At 62.4% G+C, this 17,811-nt stretch carries 19 protein-coding genes; 11 read left to right on the top strand and 8 right to left on the bottom strand.

The window, feature by feature from the left end:
* Positions 1 to 12: 12 nt before the first annotated feature.
* The 4 genes from ftsY (at position 13) to rpoH (ending at position 4,055) form a co-directional block, all read left to right on the top strand.
* The gene (gene ftsY, locus LSO07_RS05590; protein WP_034784937.1) at positions 13 to 1,071 is read left to right on the top strand and encodes a signal recognition particle-docking protein FtsY; all 1,059 of its coding nucleotides are present in this window, start codon (positions 13 to 15) and stop codon (positions 1,069 to 1,071) included.
* A gap of 8 nt (positions 1,072 to 1,079) precedes the next feature.
* Positions 1,080 to 1,823: a cell division ATP-binding protein FtsE gene (locus LSO07_RS05585; protein WP_151092716.1), complete on the top strand. Its 744-nt coding sequence runs from the start codon at positions 1,080 to 1,082 to the stop codon at positions 1,821 to 1,823.
* Positions 1,820 to 2,740, top strand: a complete 921-nt coding sequence (gene ftsX / locus LSO07_RS05580) for a permease-like cell division protein FtsX (protein ID WP_092612941.1) — start codon at positions 1,820 to 1,822, stop codon at positions 2,738 to 2,740. Before LSO07_RS05585 ends, ftsX begins: the two co-directional genes overlap by 4 nt.
* 421 nt (positions 2,741 to 3,161) lie before the next feature.
* The gene (rpoH, locus tag LSO07_RS05575; protein ID WP_034784924.1) at positions 3,162 to 4,055 is read left to right on the top strand and encodes an RNA polymerase sigma factor RpoH; all 894 of its coding nucleotides are present in this window, start codon (positions 3,162 to 3,164) and stop codon (positions 4,053 to 4,055) included.
* A gap of 90 nt (positions 4,056 to 4,145) precedes the next feature.
* Here rpoH and LSO07_RS05570 read toward each other — a convergent pair whose 3' ends face one another.
* The gene (locus tag LSO07_RS05570) at positions 4,146 to 4,412 is read right to left on the bottom strand and encodes a hypothetical protein (protein ID WP_034784922.1); all 267 of its coding nucleotides are present in this window, start codon (positions 4,410 to 4,412) and stop codon (positions 4,146 to 4,148) included.
* A gap of 179 nt (positions 4,413 to 4,591) precedes the next feature.
* Between LSO07_RS05570 and LSO07_RS05565 the strand changes: the two genes are divergently transcribed.
* On the top strand, positions 4,592 to 5,044 hold the full coding sequence (locus LSO07_RS05565) for a hypothetical protein (protein ID WP_092612939.1): 453 nt from the start codon (positions 4,592 to 4,594) through the stop codon (positions 5,042 to 5,044).
* Here LSO07_RS05565 and LSO07_RS05560 read toward each other — a convergent pair.
* Both LSO07_RS05560 and LSO07_RS05555 read right to left on the bottom strand, forming a co-directional pair.
* Entirely contained in the window at positions 5,041 to 5,388 is a 348-nt protein-coding gene (locus LSO07_RS05560; RefSeq protein ID WP_151092714.1) for an antibiotic biosynthesis monooxygenase family protein, read from the bottom strand. The two genes, LSO07_RS05565 and LSO07_RS05560, sit on opposite strands and share 4 nt — an antisense overlap.
* Positions 5,385 to 6,512 carry a cytochrome P450 gene (locus tag LSO07_RS05555; RefSeq protein WP_151092712.1) on the bottom strand — a complete coding sequence of 376 codons (1,128 nt, stop codon included), beginning with the start codon at positions 6,510 to 6,512 and terminating at the stop codon, positions 5,385 to 5,387. Before LSO07_RS05555 ends, LSO07_RS05560 begins: the two co-directional genes overlap by 4 nt.
* A 76-nt stretch (positions 6,513 to 6,588) precedes the next feature.
* Between LSO07_RS05555 and LSO07_RS05550 the strand changes: the two genes are divergently transcribed.
* From LSO07_RS05550 to LSO07_RS05530, 5 genes are all read left to right on the top strand, one after another.
* Entirely contained in the window at positions 6,589 to 7,287 is a 699-nt protein-coding gene (locus LSO07_RS05550) for an ArsR/SmtB family transcription factor (RefSeq protein ID WP_151092710.1), read from the top strand.
* Between the two features lie 140 nt (positions 7,288 to 7,427).
* On the top strand, positions 7,428 to 8,282 hold the full coding sequence (locus LSO07_RS05545) for a DUF3667 domain-containing protein (protein WP_225317264.1): 855 nt from the start codon (positions 7,428 to 7,430) through the stop codon (positions 8,280 to 8,282).
* 76 nt (positions 8,283 to 8,358) lie between these two features.
* Entirely contained in the window at positions 8,359 to 9,090 is a 732-nt protein-coding gene (locus LSO07_RS05540; protein ID WP_151092708.1) for an ABC transporter ATP-binding protein, read from the top strand.
* Positions 9,087 to 11,408, top strand: a complete 2,322-nt coding sequence (locus LSO07_RS05535) for a type II CAAX endopeptidase family protein (protein ID WP_151092706.1) — start codon at positions 9,087 to 9,089, stop codon at positions 11,406 to 11,408. The genes LSO07_RS05540 and LSO07_RS05535 overlap by 4 nt, the downstream gene beginning before the upstream one ends.
* A gap of 72 nt (positions 11,409 to 11,480) precedes the next feature.
* Complete coding sequence (locus LSO07_RS05530; RefSeq protein WP_191909589.1) at positions 11,481 to 13,133, top strand: patatin-like phospholipase family protein; 1,653 nt, start codon at positions 11,481 to 11,483, stop codon at positions 13,131 to 13,133.
* Between the two features lie 70 nt (positions 13,134 to 13,203).
* Here the strand turns inward: LSO07_RS05530 and LSO07_RS05525 are convergent, their stop codons facing one another.
* The 5 genes from LSO07_RS05525 to LSO07_RS05505 all read right to left on the bottom strand — a co-directional run bounded on the left by LSO07_RS05525 (position 13,204) and on the right by LSO07_RS05505 (position 16,790).
* Positions 13,204 to 13,422: a YqaE/Pmp3 family membrane protein gene (locus LSO07_RS05525; protein WP_151094033.1), complete on the bottom strand. Its 219-nt coding sequence runs from the start codon at positions 13,420 to 13,422 to the stop codon at positions 13,204 to 13,206.
* An 80-nt stretch (positions 13,423 to 13,502) separates the two neighbouring features.
* Positions 13,503 to 14,084, bottom strand: a complete 582-nt coding sequence (locus LSO07_RS05520) for a TerD family protein (protein ID WP_034784902.1) — start codon at positions 14,082 to 14,084, stop codon at positions 13,503 to 13,505.
* 38 nt (positions 14,085 to 14,122) lie between these two features.
* On the bottom strand, positions 14,123 to 14,818 hold the full coding sequence (locus LSO07_RS05515; protein WP_070258816.1) for a TIGR00266 family protein: 696 nt from the start codon (positions 14,816 to 14,818) through the stop codon (positions 14,123 to 14,125).
* A gap of 185 nt (positions 14,819 to 15,003) precedes the next feature.
* Entirely contained in the window at positions 15,004 to 15,579 is a 576-nt protein-coding gene (locus LSO07_RS05510; protein WP_034784897.1) for a TerD family protein, read from the bottom strand.
* Between the two features lie 131 nt (positions 15,580 to 15,710).
* Positions 15,711 to 16,790, bottom strand: a complete 1,080-nt coding sequence (locus tag LSO07_RS05505) for a DUF475 domain-containing protein (protein ID WP_070278187.1) — start codon at positions 16,788 to 16,790, stop codon at positions 15,711 to 15,713.
* A gap of 115 nt (positions 16,791 to 16,905) precedes the next feature.
* On the opposite strand from LSO07_RS05505, the gene nhaR reads away from it, so the two are divergent.
* Complete coding sequence (gene nhaR, locus LSO07_RS05500) at positions 16,906 to 17,808, top strand: transcriptional activator NhaR (protein ID WP_151092702.1); 903 nt, start codon at positions 16,906 to 16,908, stop codon at positions 17,806 to 17,808.
* Positions 17,809 to 17,811: the final 3 nt, after the last annotated feature.

The following is a 17,811-nucleotide window of genomic DNA, read 5'->3' as shown; positions in this document are numbered from 1 at the left end:
CACCACACATCCATGTTTAGTTTCTTCAAGAAAAAACCCATCGCTCCCGAGGCTGCACCAGCCGAGCCTCTCGTCCTTCCCGCCGCCACGCCGCCTGCCCCGCAGCCTGCCGCTACGCCCCTGAGCGGTGCGCCGGCCGAGCTCGTACCCGTGATCGTGGCCGCCGAACCCGAGAAAAAATCGTGGATGACGCGCCTCAAGGCAGGCCTGTCGAAAACCTCGAACACCCTGTCCGTGCTGTTTGTCGGCGCGAAGATCGACGACGCCCTGTACGAAGAGCTGGAAGCGGCGCTGCTGATGTCCGACGCCGGCATCGACGCCACGGAATTCCTGCTGACGGAACTGAAGAAGAGGGTCAAGGAAGACAAGCTGCTCGACGCGGCCGCCGTCAAGGCCGCCCTGAAAGTGCTGCTGATCGACCTGCTCTCGCCGCTGGAAAAGCGCTTCGAGCTGGGCCGCCACAAGCCGCTGGTGATGATGATTTCCGGCGTAAATGGCGCCGGCAAGACCACCACCATCGGCAAGCTGGCCAAGCACATGCAGTCGAACAACCAGTCCGTGCTGCTGGCCGCGGGCGACACCTTCCGTGCCGCCGCGCGCGAGCAGTTGATGGTCTGGGGCGAGCGCAACAACGTGACCGTGATTTCGCAGGAATCGGGCGACCCGGCCGCCGTGGCCTACGACTCCGTGCAATCGGCGAAGGCGCGCGGCATCGACGTGGTCATGGTCGACACGGCAGGCCGCTTGCCGACGCAGTTGCACCTGATGGAAGAATTGAAGAAAATCAAGCGCGTGATCGGCAAGGGCATGGATGGCGCACCGCATGAAACCTTGCTCGTCATCGACGGCAACACGGGCCAGAACGCCCTCACGCAAGTGAAGGCCTTCGACGATGCCCTGCAGTTGAGCGGCCTGGTGATCACCAAGCTGGACGGCACCGCCAAGGGCGGCGTGCTGGCGGCAATTGCCCGCGTACGTCCCGTGCCCGTGTATTTCATCGGCATCGGTGAGAAAATTGAAGACTTGCAGCCTTTCGTGGCTGCCGAATTTGTCGAAGCGCTGCTCGGATAAGCCCATACATGATTGAATTTCAGCACGTCTCCAAGCAATACTCCCCCGATGCCGTGGCGCTCAGCGACATTTCCCTCAATATTGCCAAAGGCGAGCTGGTGTTTTTAGCGGGCCCGTCCGGCGCCGGCAAATCCACCTTGCTGAAAATGATCGCCGCCATGGAACGCCCCACGTCGGGCAAGCTGATCGTCAATGGCCAGGACATGGCGAAGATCAAGCCGGCCGGCGTTCCCTTCCTGCGCCGCAACATGGGCCTGATCTTCCAGCAGCAAAAATTGCTCAACGACCGCTCCATCCTGGCCAACGTCATGCTGCCGCTGCTCGTCGTCGGCGCCCACAAGGCGGCCGCCGAACAGCGCGCGCGCGCCGCGCTCGACAAGGTGGGACTGCTGGACCGCGCCATGGCGCGACCGCTGTCGCTGTCGGGCGGAGAACAGCAGCGCGTATCGATCGCGCGCGCCATCGTCAACCGGCCGCAGATCATCCTGGCCGACGAACCGACGGCCAACCTGGACCGCGCCAGCGCCAACAAGGTGCTCGACGCCCTGAAAGCATTCCACTCCGTGGGCGTGACCTGCCTCATTTCCAGCCATGACGAACAGATGCTCGACGCCGCCGCCCGCGTGATCCACCTGAAAAACGGCCAGCTGGTCGCCATCGACAAGGCCACGCAGGCGCCCGTCTTCGCGCCGCCCGATCCCGATTTTGCGCCCTCTCCCGACCAGGACGACGCGCAGGGAGAACAGGCATGAGAGGCTGGTTCCGTCAACACCGCTTCGCCCTCGGTTCGGCACTGATTCACTTGCGCAAGTCGCCGGGCGGCTTTCTATTGAACGTGCTCGTCGTCGCCATCGCCCTGTCGCTGCCGTTCGCCGGCTTGACCATGCTCGACAACGTGCGCCCCATGTCGGAACAGATGTCGGTCGACCCGGAAATCAGCGTCTTCCTGAAGATCGACACGCCGCGCGAGCAAGCCGTGGCCCTGGCGAGCGCCATGCGCAAGATCGTGGGCCCGCAAAAGGCGAAGATCGTCTTCATCCCGCGCGAACAGGCGCTGGACTCGCTGAAAAACAAGAGCGGCTTGGCCGATGTGCTCAGCACCCTGGGCGACAATCCCCTGCCCGACAGCTATGTGCTGAAACTCGATGCCTTCAGCAGCGCCAGCGAAGCGCAGGATGTCGATGCGGTGGCGGAACAGTTGCGCCAGCTGCCATTCGTGGAATCGGCGCAAGTCGATTCGGCCTGGGTCAAGCGCCTGGCGGCCCTGCTGGGCGTGCTGCGTCTGGTGCTGCTGCTGCTGGCGATCACGCTGGGCGTGGCCGTGATCGCCGTGGTATTCAATACCATCCGCTTGCAGGTGATGCAGCAGCGCGATGAAATCAGCATCTCGAAATTGATCGGCGCCACCGATACCTTCATCCACCGCCCCTTCTATTACACGGGCGCCCTGCTGGGCCTGTGCGCCGGTGCGCTGGCCCTGGGCGCCGTGGCGCTGGCCTTGCAGCCGCTGAATACGGCGATTGCCGAGTTTGCCCGCCTGTATGCGTCCGAATTCCAGCTGGTGCCGCTGGCGCCGCTGCCGATGGCCGGCTTGCTGGCCGTCAGCGCCGGCCTGGGCCTGATCGGCGCCTTCCTGTGCGTGCAGCGCCACCTGGCGCGCCTGAACTGACCTTCCTTTCCATGGCGGCGCTCCCGCGCCGCCATGCGTCTCGCCATCCCCATATTGCTGTTATATTGATATTAAGCAAGTATTCTTAAGGCTCGCTTCAGCCAGAGGCCGTAGACTGGCCATGTTGTCGTAAAGCGGCCTGCAGCGCTGTTCAAATCGCTTTTTAAAGATGTATATCAAGCATTCATTCGCCATAGCATTTAGGCTATCAGGTCGATTAAATGTGCTGATTGGCACTCTCAAGCAGAGAGTGCTAATATAGGGACATACCAATAGCAGAACCGCCATGGACGCCAGATCAAGATGGTGCCGCGATCTGCAAAGTGCAAGACCGAATACGCAAAAACGAAGATACGAGCTGCCACGTCGCGTGACGTGGCCAACTGGAACAAAGCAAGACTACGAGGGAGAAAACATGACTATGATGTCCGCAACGTCCGCATTGGTTCCGACCAAAAGTAATGCGCTGGGCCTCGGGTTCACTGGCAATCTGGGCAATATCGACGCCTATATTTCGGCCGTGAACCGCCTGCCCATGTTGACCCATGACGAAGAAATTTCGCTGGCGACACGCCTGCGTGAAAAAAATGACCTGGCCGCCGCGCAAGAACTGGTGCTGTCGCACCTGCGCCTGGTGGTCTCGATTGCCCGCGGCTACCTGGGCTATGGCTTGCCGCACGCCGACCTGATTCAGGAAGGCAATATCGGCTTGATGAAAGCCGTGAAGCGTTTCGATCCGGACCAGGGCGTGCGCCTGGTGTCGTACGCCATGCACTGGGTGAAAGCCGAGATGCATGAGTACATCCTGAAAAACTGGCGCCTGGTCAAGGTCGCGACGACGAAGGCGCAGCGCAAGCTGTTCTTCAACCTGCGCAGCCACAAGACGGGCCTGGATGCGATGACGCCAAAGCAGATCGATGCGCTGGCCAAGCTGCTCGACGTGAAGCGCGAAGAAGTGATCGAGATGGAAACCCGCTTGAGCGGCCGCGACATCGCGCTGGAATCGCCGACCGACGATGAAGACGACAAGTTTTCGCCGATAGCCTATCTGTCGTCGGAGCAAAGCGAGCCGACCAAGGTACTGGAAGCGGAACAAGTGACGCGTCTGCAGTCGGAAGGCCTGGAAACGGCACTGTCGAAGCTGGACGCCCGTTCGCGCCGCATCATCGAAGCGCGCTGGCTGGCCAACGACGACGGCTCCGGCGCCACCCTGCACGCGCTGGCAGAAGAGTTCGGCGTATCGGCCGAACGCATCCGCCAGATCGAAGTGGCGGCACTGAAAAAAATGAAGGGCGCCCTGGCAGCCTACGTGTAATCGCAAGCAATGCCGCAATGCAAAAGGCGCCGCAAGGCGCCTTTTAGTTTTATAACTTGATATTTATCAACAGATAAACATTGTCAGCCCTTACGCTGCAGCCAAGCCCTTGGTGATCAGCTCGGCGACCAATTCATTCAGATCCGCGCCGCGTTCCTTGGCCAGGGTCTGCAATTGCAAGACCAGATCGCTGTTCAGCTTGACGGCGAATGGCACCAGGCCCAGGGCCTGATCGCGCTTGCGCTGCTCGCGGCGGTCGATGACCACCGCTTCCTTACCGAATGCACCGGCGCCGGGAACATTCATCTTTCCCATCAGTTTCTTGGCATCGCTTTTGGCCAGGTCGGTTTTTTTCATGGTTGTTTCCTGATTTTCAAAACAGCCATTCTACGCAGTAATCGGCGCGCCGCGTGGCTGGCGCATCAATTCACCGGCAGCACGCCAATAGTGCGCCGTAAAAATATCATTTTGTTACTATCATTTTCATCCCACGCGTGAACAAGCACGCCGGGGACGCTCCACCTGAAAGGAAAAACATGCATTATCTGACCCGCTCTTACCGCACCGTGCTGCTTCCCCTGTTCTTCGCCTGCCTGGCCGTGCTGGCTGGCTGCGGCGCGGCCGGCAGCGCCGGCGACGCGGAAAACACGCCGCGCAGCGTCACCCACGTGCTGTCGCCGGGCGAACAGGTGGCCATCACGGCCACCGACACCCTGAAACTCGAACGTGTCAACGACAGCCGCTGCCGCAAGGGCGCCGTGTGCGTGTGGAAAGGCTACGTCAGCTACAGTTTCAGTTTGCTCAATAGCGCAGGCGCCACGGACATCGTCTTGTCCGACTCCATGCCCGGCGCCGCCAGTTCCGTCACCGTCAACCACCTGACGTTTACCCTGCTCGACGTCGATCCGGCCACGCCGCCCGCCCTGAATGCGGCCGAACCCACTTACCGGGTCAAAGTGAAAATCACGCAGGGCGCACTGCCCCGCTAAACGCTGTGGCGCCGCTGGCTGTCGGCCGGCGCCTGCTGCCGGTCCAGCATGCCGTAATCGCGCACGACGGCGGCAATGCGCAGCCGGTAGTCGTCAAACACGCCCTGCCGGCCGGCCGTTTGCGCCGCGCGGTGCGCTTCCAGCTGCCGCCATTGCGCCAGCGCCGCCTCGTCGCGAAAGAAGGATAGCGAGAGCAATTTTCCTGGCTCGCTCAGGCTGCTGAAGCGCTCGATGGAAATGAAACCGTCCACTTCATCGAGCAAGGGACGCAGCGCGGCGGCCAGGTCCAGATACTGCTCGCGCCCTTCCGCGCCGGGCCAGACTTCGAAAATCACGGCAATTATTTCATTTCTCCCAGGCTAAAAACAGGGATGCGCGCGTTCAGCGACGGCAGATAACGCCACGCCAGCGGCATGCGCTCCAGCCCGTCGGCCCACGCCTGCAGGCAAGCCGTGCCAATGGCCTGCGCGATGGACTGGCCCGGACAAATGTGGCGGCCATGGCCAAAGCCGCACTCCGCATGGCCGGCGCTGGCCAGCACGACGACGATCATCTGCCCGGCCGGCACGCGCACGCCATCGAACTCCACGTCTTGCGCCGTGTAGCGGCGCGTGTTGTGGATGGAGGGGTCATGCCGGCTGACCTCGCGCAGCAGGGCTGGCCACAGCCGGGGTGCGGCACCCACTTGCGTGGACCACTGCGGTTGCGTGCGCAAGGCAACTATGGCATTGCCCAGCAAGCCGGCCGTGGCGTCGCAGGTCTGCGACAGCAGACCCACGAGGTTGGCCAGCACGCCGCCCGAAGCTCGCCAGCCCCGGGCATCCGCCTCGGCCACGACCTTGGCCAGCAAGCTGCCGGGCAATGCATCCGCCTCGCGCAGCAACGCGATAAAACCTTGCAGCAAGGCGGCGGCTGCCACTTGCGCACCGGCCAGTTGTTCTCCATTACTCAGCGGCGACAGGCAGGCGACGAAATCGCGCGTCCAGGCGGCCAGCGCCGGCCATTGCGCTGGAGCAAAACCCAGCAAGTCCGCCATGGCAAACAGGGGCAGTTCGAACAGCGCGCCGTTCAATTGCGCGGCGCTGTCGGGCACGCGGTCGCTGGCCATGCGCAATGTCCGCGCCTGCAGGTGCGCCAGGTCCACCTGTCCCAGCGAACGCGCCAGCACCTGCTTCGGCACGGCATGCCGTTCGCCTTCATTCATGCGCACCAATTCCGCAAAAATCGCACCGCACGGCGTGCCCGCCAGGGTATCCGGCACCGGCTGGCCGGTCGGGCGCACGCGGCAATCGGGATGCTCGAGTACGGCGCGCACGCCGGCCGCGCCCGTCGCCAGCCAGCAGTCGAGCCGCGCATCGAAACGCAGCGGCGGGCCGTCCGCTAGGCGGCGATAGTAGTCATACGGCGCCGCGTGGGTAAGGGCTGAAAAAGGGTCGGCGGGGTCGATAACAAAGTCGGCGAGCGGCATGCGCATTCCATTGCAGTGAGGTGGGGACACGAGTATGCTGCTCCTTCCACCACCACACTTCGCCCTGGAACGAATCATGGATGACAAGCTTCCCTCGGCCGACATGGGACTGGCGCAACTGGCCGGCGCCATCGCCGAACCGGCCCGCGCGCGCATGCTGTGCAGCCTGCTCGACGGCCATGCGCGCACGGCCACGGAATTGGCGGCGCTGGCCGAGGTGGGCGCCTCGACGGCCAGCGCCCATCTGGCGCGCTTGCGCGACGATGGCTTGCTGTCGATGTTGGCGCAGGGCAAGCACCGTTACTACCGCCTGGCCAGCGCGGAAGTGGGCCAGGCCCTCGAAGCGCTGCTGGTGGTGGCCGGCGTGGCGGCAACGCCATTTACGCCCACCACGCCGGACCGCTTGCGCCATGCGCGCACCTGCTACGACCACATGGCCGGCACGGTGGCCGTCGCCCTGCATGACCAGTTGCAAGCGCAAGGCTGGCTGCTGGACGATGGCGGCGAAGGCGAGTATCGGCTGTCGGCATCGGGCGCGACCGGCATGGCGGCCCTGGGCATCGACGTGCCGCAATTGCAGCGCCAGCGCCGCCGCTTCGCGTGCGCCTGCCTGGACTGGAGCGAACGGCGCGCCCACCTGGGCGGCGCGCTGGGGGCGGCCATCCTGCAGCTGGCCCTGCGCCAGCGCTGGGCCGAACGCGAACTCGACAGCCGCGCCCTGCGCCTCACGCCGGCCGGTGAACGGCGCCTGCTGGCCGCCTTCGGTGGCGCTTGACCGGCGCAGGATTTTGTATCTCGGAAGCAACTAGAACGCAAAAAAAATGCGCTTTTATCATTCTTTTCATTCATCATATGCTGCGCCCTTGAGCGATCATCTTTACCTTTCGGCCATGGAAAGAGTCCATCTTGAAAACAGTGTCATCCAGCACGCGTCCCGCCAGCACCTGCCATAACTGCAATACCGATGCGCCAGGCAACTTCTGCAGCGCCTGCGGCCAAACGACTACCCTGCACATGCCCAGCGCGCGTGAATTCCTGCATGAATTCGTCGCCCATTATGTGGCGCTCGAAGGCAAGCTCTGGCGTACCCTGGCCCTGCTGCTGTTCCACCCAGGCGCACTCAGTAATGAATACCTCGCGGGACGCCGCGTGCGCTACGTCGAGCCGCTGCGCGTCTACCTGACCTTCAGCATCCTGTTCTTTGCCATCCTCAAGTTCAGCAGCCCCGGCGTGTTCCTCACCGTCCACGACCAGCAAGCCCAGGTAGGCGCCCATGGTCCCCGCCACATTGCGGAAAACAAGACATCGACCATGCAGGTCAGCATTCTGGGCCAGACGCCCACGCTGCCGCGCCAATGGCAAGACTTTGAGCAACTGCCCACGGCCGAGAAACAAAAACTCGTGGTGGAAAGCTTTTTCCATTACGCGCCGTACGCCATGTTTTGCCTGATGCCGCTGTTCGCCCTGTTCCTGAAAATCCTTTACCTGGGCAGCGGACGCCGCTATGGCGAGCATTTCCTGTTCGCCTTGCATACGAATGCCTTCGCCTTCATCACGATGGCGCTGATGATCCTGATCCCCGTCGACCTTGTCCGCCTCGTGCTCGGCGCCTGGCTGCTGGCCTATCTGCCCTGGGCCATGTGGCGCGTGTATCCAAGCGGCAAACTCGCCACCGTCTGCCGCTGGCTGTTATTGATGGTCGCCTACAGCCTCGCCATGAGCCTGGCGATCCTGGCCTGCATCGCCATCGGCGTGATGCTGCGGCATTAAGTTACGCCACTAAGGGACGCTCTGGCGGCGCAGTATCAGGCTATCATCCTGCACGCTATCTTTTTTGGGATGCACGATGATCAGCTTCGAAGGTTTGTCCAAACAGTACGGCGCGTTCGAGGCCGTCAAGCCGCTGACCTTGCAGGTAGGAAAAGGAGAGGTCTTCGGCTTCCTGGGCCCGAACGGGGCGGGAAAAACCACCACCATCCGCATGCTGATGGGCATCCTCGTGCCCAGCGCCGGGCGCGTGCTGGTCGATGGCCTCGATTGCCACCGCGATGGCGCCGCCGTCAAGCGCAAGGTGGGCTACCTGCCCGACAATCCCATCTTTTACGATTATTTGCGCGGCCGTGAAATCCTGCAATTCGTGGCCGAAATGCATGGTTTTTCGCGCACGGAAGCGGCCGCCCGCTCGGCGCGCCTGTTGACGGAGTTCGGCCTGGACGAAGCGAGCGAGGATTTCGCCGTCAATTACTCGCTGGGCATGAAGAAAAAACTGGGCCTGGCCTGCGCGCTGATCCACGATCCGGCCGTGCTGATCCTCGATGAACCGATCAACGGCCTCGACCCGCGTGCCTCGCGCGACGTGCAGGAACGCCTGCTGCGCCGCGCCGCCGCCGGCGCCACCATCTTCGTTTCCACGCATTTGCTCGATATGGCGCAAAAGCTGTGCAGCCGGGTCGCCATCATCCACCGTGGCGCCCTGGTCGCCACGGGCAGCCTGGGCGATATCCGCCAGCAATTGTCCAGCGATGGCAGCCTGGAAGAGCTCTTCTTGCAACTCACCGATGAAACGTCGACAGCATGACAGCGGCGCCGCCCACCGCCTGGCGCGCCGTCTGGCTGCTGACCCGCTTGCGCCTGCAGCGCCTGCTCAACATCAGCGGCCGGGGGCTTTCCTTCAAGAAAAACAGTAAAAGCCGCCCCGCCACGCCGGGCAAGCGCGGCGGACGCTGGCTGCTGGGCGCGCTGCTATTGCTGCCCATGCTGTTTTCCTTTGGCAGCATCGCCCGCCACAGCGTGCTGAACATGCATTGCTTGCTGGACCAGGTCGCCGCCTGCCAGGCGCGCGGCAGCCTGCACACGGACAGCGGCCTGCTCGACCCCGTCATCACGCAACTGATGGCCACGCCGTTCAGCGCGACGCTGATCGGCGGGCTGACCCTGCAACTAACGCTGTTGTGGCTGGTCAGCGTCCTGCTGCCGCTGGGCATGGGGGAACTATCGAAGCCGGACTGGGACCTGGAATGGCTGGTCACCCTGCCCGTCAGGAAAAGCACCCTGCTATGGGCGCGCGTGCTCGAACGCACGCTCGTCAATCCGGCCGGCTTGCTGGCCCTGTGGCCCAGCACGACCGTCATCGCCTGGTATTCGGGCCAGGGCTGGTTTTCGCCACTGTCCGGCCTGCTCGCCAGCCTCGTCCTGCTGGTCCTGGCCGCCATGCTGCGCACTCTGGTCGACACGGGCTTGCGCCTGTCGCTCACGCCATCCCGGCTGGGCAACCTACAGGCAGTGATTTCGCTGGCCGGGCTGTTGCCCATGTATATGGGCATGTCCTTCGGCATGGGCACGGGCGGCTTCGCGTATGCCTGGGCGGCGGCCATGCCCGCCTGGAGCAGCTGGACGCCGCCGGGCCTGCTGCTGCGCCTGCTCAATGCCGATGGCGTGGCCGCCTTGCTGCCCGCCATCGTGCTGCTGGCGCAATGCCTGTGCTTGATGCTGCTGGGCATGGCCATCCTGCGCCGCCAGTTGCACCATGGCGTCGTGGGCGCGGGCCAGCGCGAAGCCGCGCGCAAGCCGGCAGCTGCGCCATCGCCCACGCAGCGGTGGCGCCCGCGCATCGGCACGGCGATCCAGCGGCGCGAGCTGACGTTGCTCTTGCGCGACCGCAATTTTCTCGTACAAGCCCTGCTGATGCCCTTGCTGATCCTCGGCGGGCAGGCCCTGTTTACGGGCCAGGTGCGCGACGTGCACGCGCTGCTGGCCAGCCCCGTCTTGCTGGCCTCCACCGGCTTTTTCCTCGGCACGTATGTGCTGCTGATGTCGGCCTTCCAGACGCTGAACAAGGAAGGCGGCGCGCTGTGGCTGCTGTACACGTTTCCCGTCTCCATCGAACAGGCGCTGCGGCAAAAGGCGCAGCTGTGGGCCCTGCTGGCCCTGCTGTATCCATTGATACTGTTCGGTGCGGCGCTGGCCTGGCTGCCCGCGTGGTCGTGGCAAACGGCGGGCCTGATGCTGCTGGCCCTGGCCGGCATCCCCTTGTATGCGCTGATCGCCGTGGCGCTGGGCGTGTTTGCCAGCGACCCGCTGGCCACGGAAACCACGGCAAAGGTGCGCCCCACGTATATGTACCTGTATTTGCTGCTCACCGGCCTGTACATCGCCGCGCTGGCCGCCGGCAGCCTGGTGCAGCAACTGGTGTTTGTCGTGTTCACGGGCGCGCTGGCCGTGGCCCTGTGGCAAAAGGCGCGCGACGCGCTGCCCTGCCTGCTCGATCCGGCCGCTTCGCCGCCAGCCACGGTAGCGGCGGCCGATGGCCTGATCGCCGCCATGCTGTTTTTCATCTTGCAGACACTTTCCTTGATCTTGCTCAAAGGGAGCAGTGCGACGCCGCTGGCGCAGCTGGCCATCGCCTTCGGCGCGGCCGGTACGCTCACGTATGCGCTGCTGCGCCTCGTCTACTGGCGCGCCAGGACGGCCGGCGTGCCGCGCATCGGACAGGGCCGCCAGCCGTGGCGCCGGGGAGTCGCGGGCGCCTGTGCCGCGGCGCTGTTCGGCATCGGCTGCGCGGCCCTGTTGCCGCCGCCCGCTTCACCATTGATGCAGATCAATAGCGACGGACTGTGGCTGCTGGCCGTGGGCGTGCTGGCCGCGCCCCTGTGCGAGGAATTCATCTTCCGCGGCTTGCTGCAGGGCGGCTTGCGCCGTTCTCTGCCCGCCTGGCAAGCGATCGGCATCGCCGCCGCGCTGTTTGCCATCGTGCATCCACCGGCCGCCATGCTGCCCGTCTTCGTGCTGGGCCTGTGCACGGGCATCGCATACGAGCGCAGCGGCGCGCTGCTGGCGCCCATGCTCGTGCACGCGCTCTACAATGCCGCCATGCTCGGCTATCAGATGAATAGCTGATTGTTGCCGGGTTTGCTAGAATCCCACACGTTTCCGTCCGTATCCCAACCAATGACTACGCACAGATCACGCATGAATCCACGCTTGTTCGTCCCATTTATCCTCGTTGCGCTGCTGAGCGGCTGCACGGTACTCGCCCTGCGCCCCAACCGCGGCGTCGAAAACCGCACGTTTACCGTGCAGGAAACCCCGCGCCTGCGCATCGACGCGCCCAAGGCGCGCATCCAGAATCCCATGCCGAATGACCATTTCATCGGCATCGCCCTGTCCGGCGGGGGCAGCCGCGCAGCCAATTTCTCGGCCGCCTCGCTGGAACAGCTGGAACAGTTCGGCCTCGTCAGCGGCGCCTCGGCCATTTCCGGCGTGTCGGGCGGCGCCATCGCGGGCGGCTACTATGCGCTGCATGGCAAGCAGACGGACTGGCCCTTACTGCGCAGCAAGCTGAAAACGGATTTCTTCGGCCAGACCATCTTGAAACCCGCCAACCTGACGACGATGTTGTTGACGAACAAGACGCGCACCTCGTTCCTGTCCGACGTGCTCGACGATGTGCTGTACGACAAGAAAACCTACCAGGACTTGCCGCACGACGGCCCCATCTTCCTGGCCAACGCAACGGACGCCACCGATGGCGGCAAGCGCGTGGTGTTTTCCTACGAGTATTTTTACAGCACCCTGCATTCGCCGATCCAGGATATCCGCCTGGCAACAGCCGTAGCCACCTCGGCCGCGTTTCCCGGCGTGTTCGATTCCGTCACCTTCGAGCGCTTCCGCCCGAAAAACAGTTTCGTGCCGGAACTCGGTTCCGAATCGCGCGAATCGCCGTCGTACGTGCATTTGTTCGACGGCGGCGCGGCCGACAACCTGGGTGTGGAAACCCTGTGGGACGTGGCCCTGACGCAGCTGTACGGCAACGACATGGCCGTCGTGCCGCCGCGCCTGAACAGCAAGCCCTTCATCCTCATTTCCATCGATGCCAACGCGCCCAATTCCAGCGCCGTGTTTGAAAAGATGTCGGACGAGCGCCAGCCGCTGGACCGCATCTTCAACAAGAATATTTACGATGCCGTCGACGCCCTGTTTTCGCGCCAGCGCAAGGAAAACCTCGTCAAGATGGGCTTTGGCCAAGCCCGCTTCGATACCATCACGCATGAAAACTTTGGCGACCTGAGCCAGAAATTCGTGAAGGGCAAGCGCACCTCGGCCTTTGCCATTCCCGTGCTGTGCCGCCCCCATCTAGGCCAGTACCGCTGCGAAGTCGATGCGGCCGATCCCTTGCCCGGCCAGATCCGCACGCGGCTGGAAGGCTTTGCCTGGCATATTTCCATCGACCAGATCGCCTCATTGGCGCTGCGCCTGGCCAGCGAAGACGTGCACGTCGACGGTGCGCGCAAGGAAGAGCGCGCCGCCCTCGTCAAGCTGCAACGCCTGGCAACGCAAACGAAAACCCATCTGAAGCTGACAGGTCCGGAAAATTGCAGCCCGGAAGTACTGCAATCGGCCCTGTACAGCGCCGCGCGCGTGCTGATCCTCGACGACGAAGAATCGCGCTTTGCCCTGTGCGACTACATGCTGGCGGGCCAGCTGATCAATGACGACACCATCTGCAAGCAGCGCTATGTGCACGCCGTGCCCCGCTTTGCCATCGAAAGCGAAGATTTGCAGTACCGCAACCTGAGTTCGGACGGCAATTCCGTGAACGTGCCGATACGCTGCAAGAAGTGAGCGCCCACAAAAAAGCCCGCACGATCGCTCGTGCGGGCTTTAGCGCAAGGATTCCAAGCGCCCGGCTGATCTAGATCAACCGACTACGCCTGCGCATGTAGCTGCGGCTTAACGCACCTTCCAGTTCCTGCTCCGTTTTATGCTGGTTCACCGTGTACAGGGCCCACAGGGCCGCCGGCGCCCAGCCGATCACAGTGCACTGCAAGATCAAGGCGACGGCACCGGCCAGCGGGCGCCCCAGCATGAAAAACGTGAGACACGGAAGTAGCAAGGCTATCAGCAATCGCATCACGACATACTCTCCTTCAATATAGAGCAGCGGACAAGGGCCGGTATCCGGTCCGTCCCCCGCCCGCTGCGTACTGCTCCTTATAGATGCACGGATATCTGGGGCATCAAGTCGTCAAACGTGCGACCGTTGCCGTTTTCTCCGATGGCGTGCATCTTCCATTCGCCGTTATGGCGGTACAGCTTGGCCATGATCTGCGCCGTGTGGGAACCTTGCACAGACAGGTTGAAACGCGCGACTTCCTGGTTATTGCTGGCATTCAAGATGCGGCAATAAGCGTTTTCCACCTGCGAGAAGTTCTGGCCAGTAAAGCTGTTGACGGTGAAGACCAGGCTTTTCACGTTCGCCGGCACTTTCGACAGATCGACATTGATCTGTTCGTCGTCGCCATCGCCCGCGCCCGTGCGGTTGTCGCCCGTGTGGACGATGCTGCCGTCCTTGCTTTTCAGCTGGCGGAACCAGACGATGTCGGACGTGCTCTTGTTCTCATCGAACATGACGCACGACGCGTCCAGGTCGACGGCTTCCGTCTTCGAACCGAAACCGAGGAAACCCTTGGTCTTGGCCGCATCCCAGCCCAGGCCCATGGTGATACGGGTCAGGGTGGTACCAGCTTCTTTATCCAGAGAAATCTTCTGGCCTTTGCTCAAATTGACAGACATACGCATTGCTCCTGTTTGGTTGGTTGCATCAACTGCTCTTACGCCGGCTTGCTTTGGGTCCAGGCGAGGAAGGCCGCGCGGTTGCGCGAGCACACGAGTATTTTTCCCGTGCCTGAAAACTTCAGTACCATGCCCTCGCCGCTGGTCTGGCTATTGATCAGGTTACCCAGAAAGCCGCCGCTGCTGCCGGTCGTCATGGAAATTTCGTATTGCAGGCGGTTGTCCCAGCACACGACGTGCGAGTTATCGATCACCACGTCCTTGCCAGGCGTCACTTCCAGTATCGACATCGCGCCAAAACCGGATACCGCCAACTGGCCGCTGCCTGCCGTCTCGGTGATGAAAAAACCACCGCTCTGGGCAAACAGCGCATTGCCAAGGCTTTGCGTGCGCACCTTCAATTCCACGCCAGACGTGGCCGCCACGAAAGCGCCGTCGCTGATCATGTATTGTTGGGCGCCAACCTCGAGCACCCGCATCGCGCCAGGCAAGGTGGGCGACAGCAAGCAATCGCCGTCACCCCGCATGGCCTCGATATGCTGCTGAAAGAACGATTCCCCGTTGGCAAAGGTGCGCATCAGCGCGGCGCCTATGCCGCCGGTCATCTTGCCTTTCAGCTCAAGATTGGTTTCCATCATCACCATCGCGTTGGATTCGCAATAAATCTTCTCGCCCTTGGCAAGCGACACATGCAGGAACGGATCGACGTCCCCGGTAATACTAAAAACTGGCATCTGACTGTTCCTTCCTCAACGATGATGATGGTGTCGGGCTAAACCGCCCTTACTACAGAATAACGGTGCCGCACAAAACCGTAGCGAGCGGATGTGATTTGTGGCCGAGAAGCGCAACCGTACTTTAGTACGGTGAGCATCGCCGGCCGCAAAGCGCACCGCGCAGTAGGTTTGGTGTGGTTACCTTACACGCCGACGCCGAACGATGCTGCGAGTGGACCCAGACCGCCCTTGTAGCCCTGGCCGATGGCCTTGAATTTCCAATCGGCGCCATTGCGGTAGATTTCGCCGAAGACCATGGCCGTTTCCGCCGAACCGTCTTCCGACAGGTCGAAGCGGGCGATTTCCGTGTTGCCATTGGCATTCACGCAGCGTACATACGCCTTCGATACCATACCAAAGTTTTGCTTGCGCGCTTCGGCATCGTGAATCGTGACGCAGACGGCGATCTTGTCGATCTCGGCTGGCACCGTGGCCAGGTCGACGATGACGGTTTCATCATCGCCATCGCCGGCGCCGGTGGTGTTGTCGCCCGAGTGGGTGACGGAACCGTCGCTCGATTTCAGGTTGTTGTAGAAAATCATGTCGACGTCGGCGCGAACCTTGCCGTCGGCCTTCAACAGGAATACGGAACCGTCGATGTCGAACGCGGCGCCATCGGTGGCGCGGGCATCCCAGCCCAGGCCGATGATCATCTTCGAAATGCCAGGGGCTTCCTTGCTCAGGTTGACGTTGCCGCCTTTTTGCAGACTGATTGCCATGATGTATTTCTCCTATGTGGGTTGTATATGACCAAACACCTGGCGTCCTCCACCGGCCTGACTCCCCAGGCCGGCGGCGACGCTTGCTACAACTTGCCGACAAACCGGTGTAGTCGTTTGCCGCGCATTCTTTACACTGCTGCTGTCTTGGCCGGTTCCAGCGCTTCCGCCTGGCCTTCTTCAAGCGCCATCCTGCGCTTGTAGCGGATCGACGACCACAGCGAGGCGAGAATGAAGGCCACCCCGATCAGACCCGTGAAAATCTCGGGAATATGGAACTTCATGCTGACCAACATGATCACGGCCAGGATACCGATCGCATAGTGCGCGCCGTGCTCCAGATAAACGAACTCGTCGAGCGTGCCCTTGCGGACCAGGAACACCGTCATCGAGCGCACGAACATCGCGCCAATCGCCAGGCCCAGCATGATGATCACGACATCCTTGGTGATGGCAAACGCGCCGATCACGCCGTCAAAGCTGAACGAAGCATCGAGCACTTCCAGGTACAGGAAGCCGCCAATACCGCCGCGCTTGACGATGTCGCCCACGTTGCCGTCGCCGTTATCGCCTTCCAGCAAGCCGCTGACCACATCGACGCCCACGTAGGTCAAGATACCCCACAGGCCGGCCGTCAGCACCACCAGTTTCTGCCCTTCTTCGATCATCGACAGGCTGGCCATCAGGGTGCCCAGCGCGATCATCACGGAAATCGAGGAGATCTTGCCCAGCGCGCCCAGTTTTTCTTCAATACGGCCCAGCCAGTGCGTTTCTTTTTCCGAGTCCAGCAGGAAGTTCAGGAACACCAGCAGCAGGAAGATGCCGCCGAAGGCCGCCACTTCCGCATGGTGATTCGTCAAGTGCATCGAGTACTGTTCAGGATTGCTCAGTGCCAGATTCCATACTTCCATCAAACCCAGGTCCGCCGCTTGCGCCACGATAACCAGCGGGAATACCAGACGCATGCCGAAGACGGCGATGATGATACCGACGCCCAGGAACAGGCCCTGCCAGAACTTGTCCCAGTTCTTCAGCACCGAAGCATTGACCACCGCGTTGTCGAACGACAGCGAGACTTCCATCACGCCCAGGATCACCGCGATACCGAGCGCCGCCAGCATCGTCTGCACGCCGCCGTGCGTGTAACCCCACCAGGCGGAAATGCCCAGACAGATAAATGTCACTAGAAATGACACTCTGAAATGTTTCATCGATAGTTCCCCTTTATCCAAATTCAATGGAACGTAGTATAGGGACGTGTGACACATTTAAAAATAGAAGATAATAGAAGCATTACTTCGTAAAAACAGAAGATAGGACCACACGATGAAAACCACGGGCTTCAATTACCGCCATTTGTACTTCTTTTGGGTGGTCGCCAAGGAAGGCGGCGTGACGCGCGCGGCCGAACGGCTGGGACTGGCCGTGCAAACCATCAGCACGCAGCTGGCCTTGCTGGAAAAGGAACTGGGCAAGTCGCTGCTGCAGCCGCAGGGACGGCGCCTGGTGCCGACGGAAGCGGGCCGCCTGGCGCTCGGCTACGCGGACCAGATTTTCCTGCTGGGCGAACAGATGCAGGAAGCGCTGGCCGACACCGACGCGGAAAAGATGCGCCTGACGGTAGGCATTTCCGACTCGCTGCCGAAACTGATGGCGTATCGCATGCTCGACGCCACGCGCAGCCTGGACAAGCCCGTCAAGCTGGTGTGCCTGGAAGACGAATTCGAATCCCTGCTGGCCGACCTGGCCCTGCACAAGCTGGACCTGGTCTTGACGGACCGTGCCGTGCCGGCCGGCGCCAGCCTGCGCGTCTCGAGCCATTTGTGGGGCGAGAGCGCCATGAAGCTGTTCGCCATCCCCGCGCTGGCCGAGCGCTACCGCGAGGATTTCCCGCACCGCCTGAGCGGCGCCCCCTTCCTGCTGCCGGCGCGCAATAACGCCCTGCGCGGGCGCATCGACGAATGGATGGTGCAGCAAGGCGTGCGCCCCGATGTGGTCGGCGAATTCGAGGATAACGCCATGCTCAACGCGTTTGGCCGCAAGGGCCTGGGCCTGTTCTTCGCGTCCGCCAGCCTGGCCGCCGACATCGAGGAGCAATTTGGCGCCGTGCTGGTCGGCGACGCCTCGTCCCTGCGCGAGCAGTTTTACGTCATCTCGAACGAGCGCAAGATCATGCACCCGGCGCTCGATGTCATCCTGGCAGCCGTGCCCGGCCGCGCCGTGCACTGAGCC

The organism is Janthinobacterium sp. PLB04 (assembly GCF_021165895.1).
Classification (GTDB): domain Bacteria; phylum Pseudomonadota; class Gammaproteobacteria; order Burkholderiales; family Burkholderiaceae_D; genus Janthinobacterium; species Janthinobacterium lividum.
The sequence above is the reverse complement of the archived record's forward strand: the minus strand, read 5'-3'. Positions and strand labels throughout refer to the sequence as shown.